This is a genomic window from Kribbibacterium absianum (genome assembly GCF_030067705.1).
Lineage (GTDB): Bacteria > Actinomycetota > Coriobacteriia > Coriobacteriales > Atopobiaceae > Kribbibacterium > Kribbibacterium absianum.
Genome location: NZ_JASJEX010000002.1, coordinates 318,399 through 338,362, shown reverse-complemented (window position 1 = coordinate 338,362; position 19,964 = coordinate 318,399). Strand labels below are relative to the sequence as shown.

At 67.2% G+C, this 19,964-nt stretch carries 16 protein-coding genes; 2 read left to right on the top strand and 14 right to left on the bottom strand.

Features of this window, described 5'->3' with window-relative positions; genetic code table 11:
* Positions 1–201: 201 nt before the first annotated feature.
* The 4 genes from QJ043_RS04510 to ptcA all read right to left on the bottom strand — a co-directional run bounded on the left by QJ043_RS04510 (position 202) and on the right by ptcA (position 5,672).
* Positions 202–1,626, bottom strand: a complete 1,425-nt coding sequence (locus QJ043_RS04510; protein ID WP_283713584.1) for an APC family permease — start codon at positions 1,624–1,626, stop codon at positions 202–204.
* Between the two features lie 150 nt (positions 1,627–1,776).
* A complete protein-coding gene (locus QJ043_RS04505) occupies positions 1,777–2,979 on the bottom strand; it encodes an agmatine deiminase family protein (RefSeq protein ID WP_283713585.1) in 1,203 nt (400 codons plus the stop codon).
* A gap of 107 nt (positions 2,980–3,086) precedes the next feature.
* On the bottom strand, positions 3,087–4,523 hold the full coding sequence (locus tag QJ043_RS04500; RefSeq protein ID WP_283713586.1) for an APC family permease: 1,437 nt from the start codon (positions 4,521–4,523) through the stop codon (positions 3,087–3,089).
* An 84-nt stretch (positions 4,524–4,607) separates the two neighbouring features.
* Positions 4,608–5,672, bottom strand: coding sequence for a putrescine carbamoyltransferase (gene ptcA / locus QJ043_RS04495; protein ID WP_283713587.1), 1,065 nt, complete (start codon positions 5,670–5,672; stop codon positions 4,608–4,610).
* Between the two features lie 281 nt (positions 5,673–5,953).
* Between ptcA and QJ043_RS04490 the strand changes: the two genes are divergently transcribed.
* A complete protein-coding gene (locus QJ043_RS04490; RefSeq protein WP_283713588.1) occupies positions 5,954–6,928 on the top strand; it encodes a helix-turn-helix transcriptional regulator in 975 nt (324 codons plus the stop codon).
* Between the two features lie 363 nt (positions 6,929–7,291).
* Here the strand turns inward: QJ043_RS04490 and QJ043_RS04485 are convergent, their stop codons facing one another.
* From QJ043_RS04485 to QJ043_RS04445, 9 genes are all read right to left on the bottom strand, one after another.
* Positions 7,292–9,538: an ABC transporter permease gene (locus QJ043_RS04485; RefSeq protein ID WP_283713589.1), complete on the bottom strand. Its 2,247-nt coding sequence runs from the start codon at positions 9,536–9,538 to the stop codon at positions 7,292–7,294.
* Positions 9,535–10,308: an ABC transporter ATP-binding protein gene (locus QJ043_RS04480; protein ID WP_283713590.1), complete on the bottom strand. Its 774-nt coding sequence runs from the start codon at positions 10,306–10,308 to the stop codon at positions 9,535–9,537. The genes QJ043_RS04485 and QJ043_RS04480 overlap by 4 nt, the downstream gene beginning before the upstream one ends.
* 9 nt (positions 10,309–10,317) lie before the next feature.
* The gene (locus QJ043_RS04475) at positions 10,318–10,461 is read right to left on the bottom strand and encodes a hypothetical protein (protein ID WP_283713591.1); all 144 of its coding nucleotides are present in this window, start codon (positions 10,459–10,461) and stop codon (positions 10,318–10,320) included.
* Positions 10,462–10,536: 75 nt separating this feature from the next.
* Positions 10,537–11,580 (bottom strand): sensor histidine kinase, encoded by a 1,044-nt coding sequence (locus tag QJ043_RS04470; RefSeq protein ID WP_283713592.1) that lies wholly within the window; start codon positions 11,578–11,580, stop codon positions 10,537–10,539.
* Positions 11,581–11,582: 2 nt separating this feature from the next.
* The gene (locus QJ043_RS04465) at positions 11,583–12,245 is read right to left on the bottom strand and encodes a response regulator transcription factor (protein ID WP_283713593.1); all 663 of its coding nucleotides are present in this window, start codon (positions 12,243–12,245) and stop codon (positions 11,583–11,585) included.
* A 463-nt stretch (positions 12,246–12,708) separates the two neighbouring features.
* Entirely contained in the window at positions 12,709–13,404 is a 696-nt protein-coding gene (locus QJ043_RS04460) for a hypothetical protein (RefSeq protein ID WP_283713594.1), read from the bottom strand.
* Positions 13,405–13,563: 159 nt separating this feature from the next.
* Positions 13,564–15,177 carry a bifunctional phosphoribosylaminoimidazolecarboxamide formyltransferase/IMP cyclohydrolase gene (purH, locus tag QJ043_RS04455; RefSeq protein ID WP_283713595.1) on the bottom strand — a complete coding sequence of 538 codons (1,614 nt, stop codon included), beginning with the start codon at positions 15,175–15,177 and terminating at the stop codon, positions 13,564–13,566.
* Between the two features lie 209 nt (positions 15,178–15,386).
* Positions 15,387–16,358: a carbamate kinase gene (gene arcC, locus QJ043_RS04450; RefSeq protein ID WP_283713596.1), complete on the bottom strand. Its 972-nt coding sequence runs from the start codon at positions 16,356–16,358 to the stop codon at positions 15,387–15,389.
* A 288-nt stretch (positions 16,359–16,646) separates the two neighbouring features.
* Positions 16,647–18,584, bottom strand: coding sequence for a DUF2207 domain-containing protein (locus tag QJ043_RS04445; protein WP_283713597.1), 1,938 nt, complete (start codon positions 18,582–18,584; stop codon positions 16,647–16,649).
* Positions 18,585–18,692: 108 nt separating this feature from the next.
* Between QJ043_RS04445 and QJ043_RS04440 the strand changes: the two genes are divergently transcribed.
* Positions 18,693–19,220 (top strand): ferritin, encoded by a 528-nt coding sequence (locus QJ043_RS04440; protein ID WP_283713598.1) that lies wholly within the window; start codon positions 18,693–18,695, stop codon positions 19,218–19,220.
* 83 nt (positions 19,221–19,303) lie between these two features.
* Here the strand turns inward: QJ043_RS04440 and QJ043_RS04435 are convergent, their stop codons facing one another.
* The gene (locus QJ043_RS04435) at positions 19,304–19,945 is read right to left on the bottom strand and encodes a histidine phosphatase family protein (protein WP_283713599.1); all 642 of its coding nucleotides are present in this window, start codon (positions 19,943–19,945) and stop codon (positions 19,304–19,306) included.
* Between the last annotated feature and the right edge of the window lie 19 nt (positions 19,946–19,964).

The following is a 19,964-nucleotide window of genomic DNA, read 5'->3' as shown; positions in this document are numbered from 1 at the left end:
GCCGCGAACGGCCATCCAGAGCACGTCGCGGGGAGCTGGCGCCCCCGTCAAAGCCATTTGTCCACGCTCCAGCCGATCGGAGCGTGGACAAATGGCTCTCTCCGAAGCGTCCAGGCGTGGACAAATGGCTCTCTCCGAAGCGTCCAGGCGTGGACAAATGGCTCTCTCCGAAGCGTCCAGATTCGCGGGAGGGATGGCGGACTAGGCGGACAGGTCGCCAGCCCAACCGTCGGAAGGGCCGCAGGCTCGGACGCCGCGGTAGTCCTCGCCCCGGCCGCGCTTGGACACCACGCGCACCACCTCGCCGAGCGCCACGAGCCCAATCGTGGCAAACAGCATCGGCAGCTTGGCCAGCTCGTCCGCCGTGCCGTTGAGGGGCACGATGGTGGCGACGATGGACAGCACCAGCTCGACGGCCGGAATCACCAGCACCACGGCGAGCAGGCCGCCCTCAAAGGGCGCGCGGAACACGCGCGGGCGGTCGTCATGCTTGCGCAGCTGCCAGAACGCCGGGAACATCGGCAGATAGCTGAGCAACAGGAACACGACGTTGGTGGAGAAGAGCACCCAGAAGATGTTCTCGGTCACCTCGGCCGGGAGCACCAGCTGCAGGCAGAGCACCACGGACGCCACGACGGCCGTCATGACCGCAGAGCCGTTGGGCATGCCCGTCTTCTTGGAAAGAATCCCCCACGGCGCGAGCATGTTCCCGTGCCTGGCCGCGTAGCTGGCCACCGAGTTGATGCCGAACGACCAGCTCGTCATGTTCGCGAAGAGCGTGACGAGAAACACGACGCCCACGGCAAGCGTGAGAGGGTGGCTCGCGCCGAGCATCGCGATGACGGCGTCCACGATGCCGGAGTCCAGCGACAGCTCCTCCACGGGCACGGCGGCGCCGATGCCGATGCCACACAGAATGTAGATGGCCGCGATCACGATGCCGCCCACCACGATGGCCTTGGGGATGTCACGCTGGGGGTTCTCCATGGAGCTGGTGAAGGTGGCGACGACCTCGAAGCCCATGAAGTTGAAGAGGATGACCGAGAGGTACGTGAGGGAGTCCGCGCTGGCAAGGTTCGGCAGGAACGTCTCGAAGGCGAGGTCGTTTGCGAACCCATTTGTCGCGGCGAACCAGATGCCCGCTCCGGCCACAACAGCCGTGATGAACACCTTGATCACAGCACCGCCGTTCATGATCCACTCGGCATCGGACACCGGCGAGAAGGCGAGCGCGGTGACGCCCCACACGAAGGCCAGCTCGATGAGGATCCGCACCGGCATCGACAGCTCGATGCCCCAGAGCGAGTTCATGATGCTCGGGAACAGGCAGGCCAGACTGGCCATCCACATCGGGAAGTTGACCCAGTAGTACCACGAGCAGCGAGCGGCCCAGGCATCGCCGAGCCCCTCGCGAACCCAATCGTACAAACCGCCGTCTGAGTCGTACGTGGTGCCGAGCTCGACGACCACGAGGCCATAGGGAACCAGGAACGTGACGATCAGCAGGATCCGCCAGAAGAACTGCACGTTGCCCATGGCGCTCGCGGGCGCGGCGGCCTCGATGGTGAAGACCACGCAGATGACGGACAGGACCACGTCTATAGGAGAGAACTTCTTGCGAGCCATGACGGCCCCCTCTCGAGGGGAGCAGGGCGGACGTGCCGACGGGTAGGCGTCTCACCCTGAGGTTGTGTGGGTGATATCAGCCCTTTCGGGGGTTGGGAACGCGTGCGGAATCGAAGCGCCCGGGGCGCGCGGCCCCGGGCGCCGAGAGCCTTAGGCGCGCGGCTCCTGCTGCGTGATGCAGTGGATGTTGCCGCCGCCGTACACCACCTGCTCGCTGGGGACGCCCACCACGGTGTAGGCACCGGCGCCCCACTCCTCGTCGTAGATGCGCTGCAGCGTCTCGATGGCGAGCGCGTCGTTCTCGTCGCCGTACTGCGGGGTGATGACGCCGCCGTTGGTCACGAGGAAGTTCATGTAGCTCGCGATGAGCGGCTCGTCCGGCACACGGGGCTCGGCGTTCTCGTCCACGTCGATGGACGCGCAGGAGGCCTCGTCCATGTAGACCGGCTTCACGGGCATCGGCAGCTTGTGCACCCTGAGCGTGCGACCCTGGGCGTCGACGGCGTTGGACAGCGTCTCGTAGGCCTCGTGGCACTGACGGTAGAACGGGTAGTCGGGGTCGTCGGTCCAGATGCAGGCCACGGCGCCGGGGGCAATGAACGTGGCGACGTCGTCGATGTGGCCGTTCGTCTCGCAGGGGTCGATGCCCTCCTTGACCCAGATGACCTTCTCGACGCCGAGATAGTCCTTGAGGTGCTCGGTCATGTAGGCGCGGAGCGGCTCGGACCAGGGCTGGAAGGTGTTGGCGTAGGTGGGCCAGATGTCGTCCTCGTCGGGCTCCTCGCGCACAGCGGAGGCGGTGCGGCCGGGGCTCAACAGGCACTGGTCGGTCACGATGACGGTGCCCTCGCCGTCCACCGTGATGGAGCCGCCCTCGAGGATCATGTCGTCCGGGCGGTAGCAGTCGGCGTGGGCCAGCTCGGCCATCTTGACGGCGATCTGCTCGTCGAAGTCCCAGGGCGCGTAGAGGCCGTCGATGGCGCCGCCGTAGGCGTTGAAGTGCCAGTGCACGGCGCGCTTGCCGCCCTCGCCGTTGGTGACGAACGTGGCGCCGGTGTCGCGGAACCACGCGTCGTTGGTGGACATCTCGACCACGGTCACATTGGGGTCGTCCTCGAAGACGGCCTTGCAGTTGGCGTAGTCGCACTCGTTGGCGCACATGTAGACGGGAGTGAACTGCGCGATGGCGCGCGCGACGTTGGCATACTGGGCCTGGGCCGGCTTGGCGCCGTGGGCCCAGGTGTCGGTGCGGTGGGGCCAGCCCATCCACACGCGGTCCTGCGGGGCGAACTCGGCGGGCATCGCGTAGCCGTCGGCCGCAGGCGTGGACTCGGACTCGGTGATGGTGCGCATGGCGGTTCCTTTCTAGTCCTGAAGAAGGGGACGGAGCATTCCTGCAAATAGCTCTTCTAACCACCTGCAAAAGTGCTCCGTCCCCTTTTGCAGGTGGTCTGTGCGAGTTACAGGTGATCCAGACCGTGGGTCCGCTCGTCGGCGAGGCGCATCTCGGCCTCCTCGGCGGTGAGGCCCTTGAACTCCTCGGTGCGACCCTTGGCGGACAGCACGCGTATGACCTCGCCCACCAGGAGCAGCACGATGAAGATGGCGATCATCGGGAGCTTCTCGGGCACTTCCTCGGCCGAGAACGGCACCAGGGTCGCGACGATGGCGAGCACAAGCTCGATCACCGGAATGGCCAGCGTGACCTTCATCGCGGTGCCCCTGAAGGGGTACGTGAACACGCGCGGCCGCTTGGCGTCCACCTTGCGGAGCTTGATGAACGCGGGGAACATCGGGATGTAGGTCAAGAGCAGGAACACGACGCTCGTGGCGAAGAGCATCCAGAAGAGGCCGTTGGCGATCGCGTCCACCGGGATGAGCTGAATCATGAGGACGAGCGAGGCCACGATGCCGTTGATCACATTGGCGCCGTTGGGCATCTCGGTCTTGGGCGACTCGATGCCGAAGGGCTTGGGCATGTTGCCGTGCTTGGCGGCGTAGTCGGCCACGAAGTTGACGCCGAAGGACCAGCTGGCCATGTTCGCGAACAGCGTGATCAGGAACACGATGGAGATGATCGCGAAGAGCGGCGAGTCCCCCACCATGGTCTGCACGGCCACGATCATGCCGAAGTCCGGGTCGATCTGGTCGGCCGGGATGGCCGCGCCGATGCCGAACGAGCAGAAGAGGTAGATGGCCGCGATGGCAAGGCCGCCGACGATGATGGCCTTGGGGATGTCGCGCTCGGGGTTCTCCATGTCCTTGGCAAAGGTGCAGATGACCTCGAAGCCCATGAAGTTGAAGATGATGATCGAGAGGTAGCCGAGGGCGCTCGTGGAGGTGAAGTCCGGCAGGAACGTGGCCGGGCTCATGTCGCTCGCGAAGCCGTTGTTCATCGCGTACCAGATGCCGAGCGCGCCCACGGTCACGGCGATGGCGACCTTCAGGATGGCGCCGCCGTTGAGCACCCACGCGGAGTCGGAGACCTTGGACGTGGCCATGAGCACGACGATCCAGGTGAACGCGAGCTCGATGCCCACGGTCGCCACCAGGTTGAACTCCACGCCGAACACCATGCCGATGATGTCCGGGAACAGCGTGGCCAGAGACGCGATCCAGAGCGGGAAGTTGATCCAGTAGTAGTAGGCCACGCGGGCGCCCCATTTGTCGCCGAGGGCGTCGCGGACCCAATCGTAGATGCCGCCGTCGGAGTCGTAGGTGGTGCCCAGCTCGGCGACCACCATGCCGTAGGGCAGCAGGAACGTGATGATGAGGAAGATCCACCAGAAGAACTGCTGGTTTCCGATGGCGGCCGCAGGGGCGGCGGCCTCGGCGACGAAGACCACGCAGATCACCGAGAGGATCACGCTCATGAAGGAGAACTTCTTGCCAGCCATGAGGGGCCTTTCGTAGAGGACGAGTTCGAAACGTGTCGGACGCCCCGGACCGGGGCCCGGGGCGCCCGCCGGCGGGGCGGCGTGCTACTCGACGACGTCCGTGGGGAAGGACATCGCGGCGAGGGCCTTGACCAGCTCGTCCTTGGCCTCGCCCACCTGGTCGGTCTCGACGTTCCAGGGGCAGAAGGTCGCGAGCAGGCCCCGGATGGAGTGCTTGCGGTTCTCGGCCTCGTCCCAGCAGAGCGAGCGGTGCTCGTCGTCCATGACGGCGTCCACGACCTCCTCGCCGCGCGTGGCGGGCAGGCAGTGCATGAACTTGGAGTCGGGGCCCGCGTAGTCCATCATCTCGGGCGTCACCTGGTACTTGGGATAGAAGACCTGCAGGTAGTCCTCGCCGGACTCCTGCTCGTCGTAGAGGCCGTACCAAACGTCGGTGTAGATGAAGTCCGCGCCCTTGATGCAGTCGATGTCATCGCTGATCGTGATGGTGCCGCCGGACTCCTTGCAGTTGGCCTCGCCGATGGCGAGCAGGTCCACGGAGTCGTCCTTCATCAGGGCGCCGTCGGTGATCTGGTGGCCCTTGGGCCCGAACTGCACGAAGTGCATGCCGATCTTGGAGCAGACGAACATCAGGGACACGCAGACCTGCGTCGCGTCGCCGATGAAGGCGAGCGTGCAGTCCTCGATCCTCTTGCCCTCGGGGAGGTTCTCGATCATCGTCATCAGGTCGCCGATCTCCTGAGTCGGGTGATTGAAGTCGCTCATGCCGTTGAGCACAGGGGCCTGGGAGTGCTTCGCGAGCTGCACGACGTCCGCGTGGGTGTCGACGCGGGCCATCAGGACGTCGACGAGCGACCCCATGACGCGGGCGGTGTCCTCGATGGACTCGTGGCCGCCCAGCTGGATGGTGCCCGGGCCGTAGAACTGCGCGTGGCCGCCGAGGTCCGTCATCGCCGTCTCAAAGGAGATGCGGGTGCGGGTGGAGACCTGCTGGAAGATCATGCCGAGCGTGCGGTTCTTCAGCAGGGGCGGATAGTAGCCGTTCTTGATGCAGCGCTTCATCGCGATGGACAGGTCGACGATCTGGAGGATCTGCTCCTTCGTGAGCTCGTTGGTGTCGATGAAGTCCTTCGGGAAACCCTTTGCCATGTCCGTCTCCTTTGCGCTCTGCGGCCGCCCCGCCGGCGACCGGTGGCTTGGGGGCCTTGCGGGCCCGCTTGTCGAGAACCACCGTGGCGCCGATGTTTTCTGTAGGCAAGTTGAACTGGGTTTATTGGCCGCTCATGGATTTGATCCAAGAATCAACCCGCAGCTCAACAGGGGGTTGATGGGGTTGAGAGGGGGTTTACGCCCGCCGAATAGACGGATGTGGCCCCAGCGATTGCCCGTAATGTAGGGACACCATGGAAGGGACGGCGAGAGGGGCCGGCGTGAACGGCTTTTTCTTCTTCTACACGCTCGTGATTCTGGTGGTGTGCATTGGCGCGGGGCTGCTGCAGTTTGCGGCGGCAGGCGCCACGCGGTCGCGCGCCCACGTGGCGCTCGGGTCGTTCTTCTTGTTGTATTTCTGCGAGCTGGGCGCGATCTTCCTCGAGGAGTTCCTGAGCCAGAACATCGCGTTCCCAGAGGCCGCGTACTACGAGATCATCAATCCCGTCGCCCGCACCGCTCTCTCCACGTTGCTGCTGGGGGCACTCTGGGCGGCGGCGCTGTGCTGGCTCGAGCGGTTCGACGTCAAGCGGTGGCTCCTGCCGACGGGCGCGTTCCTCGCCGCGCACGTGGCCTGCGTGGCGCTGCTCCCCTATGGGGCGGTGCGGCAGTTCCTGTATTACACGTGCCGCCAGGTCTTTTTGGCCTTCATGCTGGTGTACGCATGGCGGTCGCTCGCCAGCGAGCCGAAGGACCGGCCCTGGCTCATCGGGGCCAAGAAATGGCTGACCTGGATGGCCGTGGGCCTCGTGGCCATCACGGCCGAGGACTTGCTCGTGATCATCGTGCTCGACCCGCTGTACGTGGCGTCGCTGCCGCTGTACCTGGCCGAGCGCAACTTTGCCGAGAACGTCATGCTCCTTGCGCTCGCATGGGTCTCCTGCGCGCAGGCGCTCGACGTGCTGCAGTTCCGGCTGCGACAGCCGCCCGCACCGGCCCCGGCAAAGGACGGCGCGGACGAGACGTTCACCCACCACCGCGACGAGCGCCTCCCCCGCTTCGCCGAGCAGCACGGCCTCACCGCCCGCGAGCGCGAGGTGCTGGCGCTCGTGCTGGAGAACAAGAGCAACACCGAGATGGCGGACGAGCTCTTCCTCTCGGTGGGCACGGTGAAGACGCATGTGCACAACATCGTGAAGAAAGCCGGGGCAAAGAGTCGCGACGACCTGCGCCGCAACTTCTGGGAGACGGCCTAACGGCACCTGGACGCTTCGGAGAGAGCGAAGTGTCCACGGTTGGACGCTCCGGTCAAAGCCGTTTGTCCACGGTTGGACGCTCCGGTCAAAGCCATTTGTCCACGCTCCAGCGGGCCGGAGCGTGGACAAATGGCTCTCTCCCAAGCGTCCAGGCGCGGCATCGACGGGCGGCCCAGGGCCGGGCTAGATGGGCGCAGCCCCTTTACCAGCGCCGGGCACGCCCGTCAAAGCGAAACGTCCACGCTCCAACCGATCGAAGCGTGGACAAACGGCTCTCTCCCAAGCGTCCAGCGTGGACAAATGGCTCTCTCCGAAGCGTCCAGGTGTGGACAAACGGCTCTCTCCCAAGCGTCCGCGGCGCGGTTATCGCCGGGCCAGCCGGATGTCGCGCGCGATGGTGCTCCACGACAGCCCGTAGCACACGAGCAGATAGCCGCCGTACACCACGCCAAAGATCGCGAAGGCCAGCCACACCGTGCCGAGGATGTCGACGGCCGTCAAGACCGCCACGACATCGATGACCTGCTTCAACGCCACCGCCGAGTGGCACAGCGCGACCACGAGCGGCGCACAGAAGTAGAACAGCACCTGCGCCAGGATGGACCGGCCGATCAGTCGGCTCGGCGCGCCCAGGTCGGACAGCAGCTTGCAGCGGTGCCGCGAGTCCACCACGCCGGACAGCTGCTGGATCGCGAGGATGCTCGCGCAGCTCACCACCAGCACGAAGCCGATGTACACGGCCATGTAACCCACGAGCCCCGTCATCGTGAAGCTGCCCGCGACGGCATCCGTGTGCCCGACGATCTGCGACACGAAGCCCACGAGGTACCCGTTCTCATAGCCGGCACGCTTGTCGTCGTCCGGCCACGCATGGCTCACGGCGTCCTCCAGCGCCTGTTCCTGCCCCGGTTTGGCCATCGCCGCGAGGTAGCTGTTCGCAAGCGGCAGGCCGCGCACCAGCTCATCCGGCACGACCACACTCCCGGTGTTCCAGCCCGTCGCCGAGTTGAGGAACGCGGCGCTCTTGTCGGTGACGCAGGTGCTCTGCGCCGGGCGCAGCGTCACGCCGTTCAACTGGAACGCGAGGCCGTCGGCCAGCGCGGGGTCGTACAGGTCCTTCGTGACCTTGTCGCCGACGTTGGACGTGAGCAGGTACTCGTCGCCGGCCAGCGTCATCGGCTCCATGCCGAGCAGCTCGCGGAGCGCGTTGTACGAGGAGAGCGGCACCACCGGCAGGTAGTTCTCGTCGGCGGTCGACCCGAGCACCGCTGCGGTGGCGGCATCCTTCGCATAGGGCACGAACCTCGCAACAGAGAGCGGCTCAGAGGACGCCGGTGCGGTGGCACCGTACTGCGCCGTGGAGCCCCCGACCTGGCTGTACACATTGGCCTGCGCCACGCCCGACGCCAGCGCGTCCCAATCCACCCCCTGCGACGCCAGGAGCGCCTTGAGGTCCACCGGCTCCGTCGCGCGGGCAATCCTTGCCTCGGTGTCCGACGTGGCGTTGCTCAGGCCGTCCTCCGGGTCCTGGCCTGCGGCGGTCCAGCCCTGGGCCCAGTTCTGCTCGGAGACGTCCGCCGACACCGGCGCGTCGTAGTAATAGAAGGAGGCCGACGTGTCGAACGGCGCGCTGGTCTCGAGCCCCGCGTTGATGCCAGAGCTGATGGACATGCCCGCCGAGACCGACGTCATCGCGAGGAACAGCACCATCGCCGTGACGGCCATCGTGACGGACGCGGAGTTCACGCGGCTCGCGATCTGACGGTCCGTGAACATGTGCAGGTCGCGCAGATAGAGGGCCGGAATATGGCGCTGCACGGCGATCAGCACCGTCGGGAGGCTCCAGAAGAGACCGAACGTGCCCACCGTGACGATGGCCGTCGTGATCCAGAAGCGGGTCATCTCGCTGTCGGAGTCCAGCATCACCGGCAGGCCGTCGTGGGTGAGCCGCACGTAGGCCCACACGATCAGGCCCACCGACACCGCCAGCAGCACGATGCAGAGCGGCAGCGGGCGCAGCCGCTGGCTCTCGTTCTCGCGCCCAGAGCTCATGAGCTCCACCAGCCGCACGGACCGCACCGTGCGCAGGTTGAACAGCAGCATCACGAGGAACGTGATCGCGAAGCAGACCGTCACCGTGAGCAGCGCCTCGGGCGAGAAGATGAACTTGAACTGCTTGACCGTGTCGTTGAAGAGCGCGGCCGAGACGAACACGAGGAACTGGCTCAGCAGCAGCCCGAGCGCGATGCCCACGGCGAACGCGCCAAGCGACGCCACGAGCGTCTCCACCAGCATGATCGCGGACACCTGTCGACGCTCCATGCCGAGCACCTGGTACAGGCCGAACTCCTCGCGACGGCGCCGGATCAGGAAGTTGTTGGCATAGACCATCAGGAAGCCGAGCACCACGGCCAGCATGTAGGTGAGCGCCGTCATGATGGTCGAGACCAGCTGCAGCGTGTCGCTCGTGGATTCGGAGAGGAACTGCGACTGCTGGTCGATGGTGTTGAACGCGTAGAACACCGCCACGCCGAGCGCGATGGTGACGAAGTAGATGGCGTAGTCGCGGAGCGAGCGGCGCACGTTGCCGAGGGCGAGCTTGCCGATCATCGGCCATCACCGTCCGCGCCGCCGCCGATCACCGCGACGACGCGCATCACGTCGTCGAAGAAGTCGTGGCGCCCCTTGTCGCCCCGGCGCAGCTCGGTGAACAGCCGGCCATCGCGGATGAACAGCACGCGATGACAGAAGCTGGCCGCGAACGCGTCGTGCGTGACCATGAGGATCGTGGAGTCGAAGCGCTGGTTGAGCGACTCGAAGCACTCCAGAAGGATCTGGGAGTTCTTGGAGTCGAGCGCCCCGGTGGGCTCGTCCGCCAGCACGAGCGACGGGTTCGCCACGATGGCCCGGGCCGCCGCGACCCGCTGCGCCTGGCCGCCGGACACCTGGTAGGGGTACTTGTCGAGCAGCTCCGCCACCCCCAGCGTGGTCGCGACCGTCTCCACGCTGGTCTTGATCTCCGCCGGCCTCACACGGCTGATCGTGAGCGGCAGGGCGATGTTCTCGAAGCAGGTGAGGGTGTCGAGCAGGTTGGAGTCCTGGAAGATGAACCCCAGCTCCGTGCGGCGAAACGCCGCCAGCTGCCGCTGCCTGAGCGCCGCGACGTCCTGGCCGTTGACGATCACCTCGCCGGAGGTGGGGCGGTCGATGGTGGCGATGCAGTTGAGCAGCGTGGTCTTGCCGGAGCCCGACGGGCCCATGATGGCGACGGTCTCGCCGGTGGCCACCGAGAAGCTCACGCCCGCCAGCGCCTGCGTGGTCGAGCCGCGTCCGGACCCGTAGACCTTCTCGAGGTTCCTTACCTCCAACACGTTGGTCATGGTGCCTCCTTAGCGGGCGAACACCCAGAGCGCGGCCATCATGGCCCACCCCAGGACGGTCATCATCACGGTCCACACCACCAGCTCGCCGGTGGACATCTCGCCGGCCATGAGCCGGTCGTTCTCCTCGAAGTACGTGCTGAGCGCATGCATAGGGTTGCTCCTTCGGGTCGTTGTCTGACGACTCTCAGGATGCGGGAGCGCGCATCGCGCAACCATCACGCGGGCTTACGCCTGCGTGACACCCGCGTAAGGGAGGCCGAGCGCCGGGAACGTGACCTCCACGGCGGTCCCCGTGCGCCCGTCCGAGAAGGCCGTGCAGGAGAGGCCGGTCTTGTCGCAGAGCGTGCGCACCAGGTAGAGGCCGATGCCGGTGGACGTGCCCCCCGCCGTCGTGCGGCCGTTCTCGCCGGTGAAGCCCTTGTCCCAGATGCGCGGCAGGTCCTGCGCCGCGATGCCCACGCCGTTGTCGGCCACACGGAGCACCACGCGCTCGGCGGCGGTCCCGGTGCCCAGGCGCTCGGCGGACAGGTGGATCTCCAGCGGTCGGTCCGCCGCGTACTTCACCGCGTTGTCGATCAGCTGCCCCACGATGAACGAGGTCCACTTGGGGTCGCAGGGCACCTCTTGGTCGAGGCCCTCCGTGGAGACCCGGGCGCCTGCGGCCATCAGCGTGCTCATGCGCTCGCGCACCGGCACGCCCACCACCTGCGACAGCGGCACGCGCCGCACCACGTAGTCGCGGCCCACGGTGTAGCTGCGCGCCATGAAGAGCGCCTGGTCCACGTAGGACTGCACGCGTTGGAGCTGGGGCGCCAAGGCCTCCGCCGTCTCGCCGGGATGGTTCGCCAGCTCCAGGGACGCAGCCGCGAGGGGCGTCTTGACCTCGTGGCTCCACAGCTCGATGAAGTCGCGGTACTCGGCGGCGTCGCGCCGCGCCTCCGAGACCTGCCGCTGGGCCTCGGTGCGCACGGCGTCGATGGCGTCGTCGGCCGCGCGGGCCTCGCTCGAGGTGGGCTCCGGAAGGTCCGCAGCAACGAAGAGCGGGTTCAAGGCGTCGGCGACCTCGCGCAGCTCGCGCCAGTAGCGCGCCGAGGGCAGATAGCCGATCGCGATCCGCGCCGCCTCCGCGAGCGCGAGCACGAGCAGCACGAGGAGCCCCGTGTCCTGCGAGGTCTCGGTGAGCGCCAGCGACCAGCCCACGAGGAAGAACGCACAGAGGAACACCACTTCGGAGGCCAGGTGGTCGCGCAGGTACCGCAGCAGCCCCATGGTCACACCGAGTAGCCGCGGCCGCGATGAGTCACGAGCAGGTCGCGGGCGCCCACGCGCTCGAGCGTCTGGCGCAGGCGGTTGATGTTCACGGTGAGCGTGTTGTCGTCGATGAAGGCATCGGAGTCCCACAGCTCGCACATGAGCGCCGAGCGCGACACCACCGAGCCGGCATTGCGCATGAGAAGGGCGAGGATCTTGAGCTCGTTGCGCGTGAGCTCCACGGAGCCCTGCTCGGTGGAGACGGTCGCGGCCTCGATGTCGAGCGTCACGCCCTTGTGGCGCAGCAGGGGCACGGCGCCGGCCCCGATCCGGCGCAGCACGGCCTCGATGCGGGCAAGCAGCACGTGCGGGCGGTACGGCTTGGTGACGTAATCGTCGGCGCCGAGGCGCATGCAAAGGACCTCGTCCAGCTCGTCGTCGCGGCTCGTCACCACGATGACGGGCGCGTTGGACTGCGCGCGGAAGTCGCGACAGACGGCCGTGCCATCCACGCCGGGAAGACCGAGGTCGAGCAGGACCAGGTCCGGCTCGACCTTGAGCAGGGCCGGCACCGCGCGCATGAAGTCCGTGACCGGCACCGCCTCGTGACCCTGGCGCGCGAGCAGCTCTGCCAGCGCGTCACGGATCGCCGCGTCGTCCTCGAGAATCGCGATGCGCGCCACGATGCCTCCCTCACATTGACTCCCGACATTGTGGCACGGGTGCGGGAGGGCCCGTCTCACACCTCTGTAAGGCCCGCCACGCCCGCGCCCGGACAACGAATCGACCGTCGCCCACGTTCCACGGAACCACGAATCGCTCGGGAGCGCAACAGCTTCCGCGATTTGATTCACAACCATCCGACATCAGACGTTCATCGAGGTCCCCATGCCGCGACACCGACGACGCAGGCCGGTTTCCTGTTTGTGGGGAAACGTTTCTCCGCAAAACCGCGCGGGTCTTTGCGGAGAAACGCACCCTATTGCGACACCAAGCGCGAGAAACCCGAGATAGCGAGCGGGGGCCACGTCGTTTCCCCACAAAACCGAGCTGCCGTTTGCGGGGAACCGTTTCCCCGCAAGCCAAACGGCCCCGCAACCTGCGCGCCCCGAGCAAACCGCTCGGCCAGCCGACAAGGCAGGCGACCTAGCGGCGCGGCGGCTTCGTGGACGCGAGCAGCTTCGCGTAGTGCTCCGAGAAGCGCCTCCCCAGCGACCCTTCGCCGTCGCTCGCCGGCACCACGCCGTGCTCATCGGAGACCAAGAACACCGCGGCATCGTCGCTATCTGCCAGCGTCGGGTCGAAGCTCACCGGAACCCCCAGCGTGGAGGCCAGATCCACGACCAGCGACACCGCCCCGGCCCGGGGCGCGTCCTCGGCCAGCCCGACCACCACCGCTCCGTCCCGCTCGGCGAACAGCACCTCCGGCGCCACGCCCGTCTCGGCTTGCTCGCTGGCCGCCAGCCGAGCGCGGCCCCGCAGCGCCGCAACGTTCGCGTCCGCCAGCGGCTCGAACTCCCCCAGGCTCATGGCCGCGTGACCGTCCTTGTCGATCACGAGCATCAGCACGCCGTCGGGGTGCTCCCAGGCGCCGTCGCCGAGCGTCCACTCCACGTGCTGCCGCACCCAGCCGAGCAGCTCCGGCGTCAGCGGCGCGCCGTTCACCGTCCGCGCTCCCAACGCGCGCATATGGCGGTTCGCCAGTGGCAGCGACCGCTCCGCCAGGCGCCACCGACACACGAGCGCCGGCTCCCCCAGCGAGAAGTCCTTCACTCTCTCGAGCTCCTCGGCCTCGAGGGCCGCAAGGTCGCTGTCGGTGTAGTCGCGTTCCGGGTCAAGCATGGGCGCCCCTTTCGTCACCGGGCATCATAGTGCCACCTCGACCCCGTTCGAGGGCCAGACGCGCCAGGCGAGCCAGCGCGGCCTCAGGGCGAAAGGAAACGGCCGACGCCCGTGGGGACGCCGGCCGCCTCTGCGCCGAACGTTGCCGTTGCAGGGCACCTAGTGCCGGAAGTGCCGCACGCCCGTGAAGACCATCGCGATGCCGTGCTCGTTGCAGGCCTCGATGACCTCCTCGTCGCGCACCGAGCCGCCCGGCTGGATGATCGCGGTCACGCCGCGGGCCGCCAGCTCGTCCACGTCGTCGCGGAACGGGAAGAACGCGTCGCTCGCCGCGGCCAGGTTCTCGGCCGGCACGCCCATGCGCTCGCAGGCCGCGTGCGCGCGGTCGCAGGCGATCCTCGCGGAGTCCACGCGGTTGGGCTGCCCCGGCCCCATGCCGATGCCCGCGTCGTCCTTGGCGATGAGGATCGCGTTGGACTTCACAGTCTTCACGACCTTCCAGCCAAACAGCAGGTCGTGCAGCTCCTGCTCGGAGGGCTCGCGCTCGGTCACCACGGTGAAGGTGGACGGGTCCTCGCTGGCCAGGTCCACCTCCTGCACGAGCACGCCGCCGTCGATGGTGCGCGCCTCGAGGGCCGCCGGGCGGTCGACGCCGCCGGTCTGCAGGACGCGCAGGTTCTTGCGCTTGGCCAGGCGGTCGAGCGCCTCCTCGGTGTAGCCCGGGGCGATGAGCACCTCCACGAACTGCTTGTTCTGGTCCGCAAAGTGCTCCACCAGGTCGAGCGGCACCTCGCGGTTGCAGGCGATGATGCCGCCGAACGCGCTCACCGGGTCGCAGGCGTAGGCCTTGTCGTAGGCGGCGGTCACGTCCTTGGCGGTCGCGGAGCCACAGGGGTTCTGGTGTTTCAAGATCACGCAGGCCGGCTCGTCGAACTCGCGGACGGCCGCCCACGCGGCGTCGGTGTCGAGCAGGTTGTTGTACGAGAGGGGCTTGCCGTTGAGCTGCACCGCGTTGGCCAGCGAGCAGGGCGCCGCGTCGCCGTCGCGGTAGAACGCCGCCGCCTGGTGCGGGTTCTCGCCGTAGCGCAGGTCCTCGGCCTTGACCCAGCTGCGCGAGAGGCGCTCGGGGAACACGGTCGCAGGACCGCTCTCGCTCGCGCCCTGGTTCTTGGCCAGTTCGTCGGCCAGCCAGTTGGCGATCGCGGTGTCGTAGGCCGCCGTGCGCGCGAAGACCTTGGCCTGCAGCTCGAGCCGCAGCTCAAGGGTCGTGGCGCCGTGGTTGTGCTCCATGGTCTCGAGAACGCGGGTGTAGTCGGCCGGGTCGCACACCACGGTCACGCTGGCCGCGTTCTTGGCGGCGGAGCGCAGCATCGAGGGGCCGCCGATGTCGATGTGCTCGATCGCGTTCGCAAAGGTGACGTCCTTGTCGGCGACGGTCTTCTCGAACTCGTAGAGGTTCACCACCACAAGGTCAATCATCGGGATGCCGTGCTCGGCCGCCTCGGCCATGTGCTCGGGAACGTCGCGGTTGGCGAGCAGGCCGCCGTGCACCATCGGGTGCAGGGTCTTCACACGGCCGTCCATCATCTCGGGGAAGCCGGTGTAGTCGCTGATCTCCTCCACCGGGATGCCGGCCTCGCGCAGCACGCGCGCCGTGCCACCGGTGGAGATGATCTCCACGCCGCATTCCTTGGAAAGGACGCGGCAGAAGTCCACCACGCCCTCTTTGTCGGTGACACTGACCAGCGCTCGCTTGATGGGCGCGTCCGCCATAGGGCCTCCTTGGTTGAAAGCGCATTGAACGAGTATCTAGGGTACCGCAGAACCACCCCTCTGAGCGCCGCGCGCGCAACGTCCGCTCGTGGCCGTCGACCCCTCCGCGCACGACAAAGCGCCGCCCCGCACGATGCGGGACGGCGCTCAACGACGCGCTCGGAAGCGAAGGCTTCGGGGCCGAGAAGAGACCCTGAGCCGCGGCCCTTCTACAGGTGGATGCGGGTGCCGGACTCGCCGTTCGCCGCTGCGGCGGCCTTCTCCAGGCTGCCGATAATGGCAACGCGGCCGGGGCGGGACTCGGCGAACTTGATGGCCGCCTTGACCTTCGGCTCCATGGAGCCCTTGCCGAACTGGCCCTCCTCCACGTACTTCTTGGCCTGCTCGACGGTGATGTCGGTGAGGTCCTCCTGGTCCGGCTTGCCGAAGTTGATGGCCACGTGATCGACGGCGGTCAACAGGATGAGCTTCTCGGCATCGACGTCCTCGGCCAGAAGCTCGCCGGCGAGGTCCTTGTCGATGACGGCGCCGACGCCCACCAGGGCGTTGTCCTGCTCGTACACGGGGATGCCGCCGCCACCGCAGGCGATGACGATGTACTCGGCGTCAAGCAGGTGACGAATGGAGCCGATCTCCACGATGGCCTTGGGCTGCGGGGAGGCGACGACGCGACGATAGCCGCGGCCGGAGTCCTCGACGAACGTCCAGTCGGGGTTCTCGAGCTTCTGCATGTCCGCCTGCTCCTTGGTCAGGAACTGGCCGATGGGCTTCGTGGGGTTCTCGAACGCGGGGTCGTCCTTGTCCACCTCGACCTCGGTGACGATGGTCGCGACGTGCCAAGGCTTGCCGCGGTGACGGATCTCGTTGCCGATGCCCTTCTGCAGGTGGTAGCCGATGTAGCCCTGGGACATGGCGCCGCACTCGGGCAGGTCCATGGCGGGGACGCTGGGGTTCGCGTCGCTCGCGATGGCGAAGGCCTTCTGGATCATGCCGACCTGCGGGCCGTTGCCGTGGGTGATGACGATCTCGCTCTTCTCGTTGATGAGGTCGAGCAGCGCCGGAGCGGCGACGTTGATGCGCTCCATCTGCTCCTTGGGGTTGTCGCCGAGGGCGTTGCCGCCCAGGGCCACCACGATACGGTCGGGCTTGCCCGGCGCCTTCTTGTATTCGGACTCAGCCATGCTGGTGCTCCTCCCAGTGCCTAAAACGGGACACCCCGCCAGAACGGCGGGGCGCATCGGTGTTTTCAGATATACCCGAGACAACTGGGCAAGGGTGTGAAGGGTTTATGCACTGCGGGGAGCGGTCGCATTTCCGTTTTCAGCGGTAAATGGCCGGACATCTCGTCGTTTGTATACTCCCGTCCCCGTATTTAATGCACCAACTGACCCAACGCTCGTTCCATGCACGGAGGGCGCATAAAACAAGGACGGGGCGGGGTCCTCCGCAGGCCCCGGCCCCGTCCGTCGCTAGAACGCGCCGCCGCCTCCGCCGCCGCCGAAGCCGCCGCCTCCGCCGCCGGAGAAGCCGCCGCCACCACCGCCGCCGGAGCTGTTGTTCGACGCCGCGATGGCCGCGCTGCTCGCCTGGTAACTGGCGGCCGCCGCGCTCGCAAAGGCGGCGCTCGGCGGCTCCATGGAGCCATGACCGCTCACCCACACGTAGGTGGGCACGAAGTCCGGGTCCGTCAGCAGCTCCGGCATCGCGACCTGCAGCTGCTCGATCACCTCGTCGGCCACGCCGAGAACCACCGCCATCACGAGCAGGCGGTTCCAGAGGATCACGTCGTTGGGCACGGCCTCCTTGAGCCGCGTGAAGTCCTTGAGCCAACGGCGGAGCGCCTCCAGCTGGGCGCGCAGCTCGATGGCCTCGCGGGAGAGCGCCTTCATGTGCGCGAGGGCCACGATGGCGGCCACCAACCCCGCCACCGGCAGAAGGAGCGTGAGCCACACCCATGCGGGCGGCTCCAGCTCAATCGCCCCGGCGAGGCCGATGCACAGCGCGAGCGCGCACGCCACGATCGCCAGCACCAGCCAGCCGCGGCCTCCCCGGGAGTCGTCCGTGAAGAACCCCCGCTCGATGGCCTCCCCCTCGGCGGCGCCCTTCCAGTCGTCATAGGCGTCCATGTAGCGCTCGGGGTGCTTCTTGGCCACGCGCTTCATCTCGGAGAACAGCAGCGTCACGTGCCCGTCCCCGTGAAGGTCGCGGGAGCTCTTGGTCTTGGGCGCCACGCGCTCGAAGAGCATGCGCATCAGGTCGCGGTCGATGGGGCTCGTGAGCGCCTCCGCCTTGCTCGGCACGCGGACCAGCTGGTAGTCCTCCTTGGTGCGGCCGAACGAGCCGGGATACTCGACGTGGTTGAGCTCCACCGCGCCTTGGTCGCTCACGTGCATGAGGGTGGCCGTGAACTCCTCGGTGCCCACCGAGCCGCCGTGGTAGAGCGCGCCGAGCACCGCCGGATGGTCCGCGCTCGGCACGTCACGGAAGTACTCGTCCTGGAACAGCGCCCGGTGGTTCTCCTTGTAGCGACGCCAGGTGCGCCACACGATCGCGCAGGCCCCCGCGCCCACGGCGCAGAAGACGACGCCGAGGCCCGTCTGCTCCGCGCGCACTGCCTCGCGCCTGGCGTTGGCCTCGTCCGCCCACTGCTGCTCTTCCGCGAGGATCGCGTCCAGCCGGTTCTCGCTCGAGCGCGTCGAGGCGAGCCAGCTCACCGGGAACGTGACGCGCGCCTCGGCATAGTCGGCGGTGCCCACGCGGGGCACCGTGAACACAACGTCGTTGCCGTCAAAGGACACGTTGCCGTCGAGCGTCCCGTGACCCCAGGCGCGCACGTTGTCGCCGGCCTTGACGGTCTGGCCGCTCGGCACCGGCAGATGGATGGTGCAGGTGACGTTGTCGGTGGGCTCGTCCCAGCCGTCGCTCACGAACTTCCAGTACAGCTCGCCGGTGTCCGCCCAGGCGGTCGCCAGCTGCGGCAGTTTGTAGACCACGCGGAACGTCACGGGCTCGTCGTCCGCCTGGTTGTAGAGCTTCACCTGCGTGTAGCTGGAGTAATCCGAAAGCTCGTAGGTGTGGTCGTCGCCGCTCGAGCTGTCCGAGAACCGCTCGTACTGGCCGTCCTCCACGACGCCGCAGCTCTCGACCACGGGCGCGATCTCCCGGCCCTCGTAGGTGCCCGTCGGGATCTTCCAATAGACACCGTTCGCGTGACCGTCGAAGTTGAACGTGCGGTCCTCGGTCACAGTGAGCGTGCCGTCCGCAGCGAGCACGGCATCGATGGTCACGGGCCCCATCGTGTAGTCTACGGCCAGCGCGGTCACCGGCGCGGCCAGCAGGGCCGCGAGGAACAGGGCGACCGCAACGGCAGCCGACCGCACGCGTTTGCTGATTGAGAACGTCCTCATCACAAACCTTTCTCTGGGGTACGACCTCTCAGGAGTGTCGACGCAGCCGTCTCCAATGTAACGGACAGCTGCGGCACGGAACACCCCATCGAGAAAGGATTGATCTCTATGAAGTTGCGTCTCTCCGAGAAGATCCAGCAATTGTTGAACGAGCAGCTCAACAAGGAGCTCTACAGCGCGTACCTCTACCTGTCCTTCGCCGACTGGTACGACGACTACGGCCTGCGCGGTTTCGCCAACTGGTTCGTGGTCCAGGCCTCCGAGGAGAAGGCCCACGCCATGAGGATCCGCACGTACCTGCTCGACAACGACGTGAAGCCGGTCCTGGAGCCGATCGCCGCGCCGCAGAAGCAGGTCTCCGACCCCGCCAACGGCATCGAGCTGGCCTACGAGCACGAGTGCTTCATCACCGACTCCATCAACCAGATCTACACCGAGTCCGTGAACGAGGGCGACTACCGCACCAAGAAGTTCCTGGAGTACTACATCGCCGAGCAGCAGGAGGAAGAGATCACCTGCATCGACATGATGGACGACATGAAGCTCTTCGGCGTCACCCCCGAGGGCCTGTTCGCGCTGGACGAGAAGTACGGCAGCCGCGTGGCCGCCTCTACCAGCGCCGAGATGCCGCGCTAAGGCACAGTCGCACGAGACGAGAAAGGGCCGCGCTCCCGAGTTGGGACGCGGCCCTTCTTGTGCGACGACGAGCCGGGGCGCGGTCAGGTCTCGCGCCGTTCGGCCTGCCAGGCGAGGCCGCGGGCGGCCACCTCCTCCGGCGTCAGGCCCATGGCCGAGAGCTGCAATCTCCCGTCCTGGGCCAGGAAGATCTGCGACGTCACATTGTCGATGGACATGTCCCAGAACTTGGAGAGGTCCATGCCGTAGGCCGCGGCCATGATCGCGCGCATCATACCGCCATGGGCCACGCAGGCGATGCGGCCATCGAGCCAGCGAACGTCGTCCAGGAACGCCTGCGCCCGCGCCTCGATATGCTCGAACGACTCGCCGCCGGGCACCGGGTGAGACACACCGTCCTCGTCCACCGGCCACGGGAAAACCAGCCCCTGGGCGCGTGCTTCGCTCGAGGTCATCGACTCGATGGCGCCGAAGTCGATCTCGATGAGGCGGTCGTCGATGATGGGCTCGAGCCCGAGGCAGATGGCCGCACCGAACGCGATGGACCGGCAGCGCACGAGCGGGCTCGAGACGATGACGTCCGGCTGCCACGCCACGAGGGCGCGAATGGCCCGAGCGCACTGCTCGGCGCCGCGGTCGGAAAGCTCGACGTTGCGGCGCCCGGAGTACCAATGGGCGACGTTGCCCTCGGTCTCGGGGTGGCGCATGAACAGAATCTGGGCCATAGCTTCCTTTCTCAGGGCT

Bases quoted from the DNA above. Each gene is read 5' to 3' on its own strand.
- QJ043_RS04510 (WP_283713584.1), bottom strand. From the start codon at position 1,626: ATGGCTCGCAAGAAGTTCTCTCCTATAGACGTGGTCCTGTCCGTCATC.
- QJ043_RS04505 (WP_283713585.1), bottom strand. From the start codon at position 2,979: ATGCGCACCATCACCGAGTCCGAGTCCACGCCTGCGGCCGACGGCTAC.
- QJ043_RS04500 (WP_283713586.1), bottom strand. From the start codon at position 4,523: ATGGCTGGCAAGAAGTTCTCCTTCATGAGCGTGATCCTCTCGGTGATC.
- ptcA (WP_283713587.1), bottom strand. From the start codon at position 5,672: ATGGCAAAGGGTTTCCCGAAGGACTTCATCGACACCAACGAGCTCACG.
- QJ043_RS04485 (WP_283713589.1), bottom strand. From the start codon at position 9,538: ATGATCGGCAAGCTCGCCCTCGGCAACGTGCGCCGCTCGCTCCGCGAC.
- QJ043_RS04480 (WP_283713590.1), bottom strand. From the start codon at position 10,308: ATGACCAACGTGTTGGAGGTAAGGAACCTCGAGAAGGTCTACGGGTCC.
- QJ043_RS04475 (WP_283713591.1), bottom strand. From the start codon at position 10,461: ATGCATGCGCTCAGCACGTACTTCGAGGAGAACGACCGGCTCATGGCC.
- QJ043_RS04470 (WP_283713592.1), bottom strand. From the start codon at position 11,580: ATGGGGCTGCTGCGGTACCTGCGCGACCACCTGGCCTCCGAAGTGGTG.
- QJ043_RS04460 (WP_283713594.1), bottom strand. From the start codon at position 13,404: ATGCTTGACCCGGAACGCGACTACACCGACAGCGACCTTGCGGCCCTC.
- purH (WP_283713595.1), bottom strand. From the start codon at position 15,177: ATGGCGGACGCGCCCATCAAGCGAGCGCTGGTCAGTGTCACCGACAAA.
- arcC (WP_283713596.1), bottom strand. From the start codon at position 16,358: ATGGCTGAGTCCGAATACAAGAAGGCGCCGGGCAAGCCCGACCGTATC.
- QJ043_RS04445 (WP_283713597.1), bottom strand. From the start codon at position 18,584: ATGAGGACGTTCTCAATCAGCAAACGCGTGCGGTCGGCTGCCGTTGCG.
- QJ043_RS04440 (WP_283713598.1), top strand. From the start codon at position 18,693: ATGAAGTTGCGTCTCTCCGAGAAGATCCAGCAATTGTTGAACGAGCAG.
- QJ043_RS04435 (WP_283713599.1), bottom strand. From the start codon at position 19,945: ATGGCCCAGATTCTGTTCATGCGCCACCCCGAGACCGAGGGCAACGTC.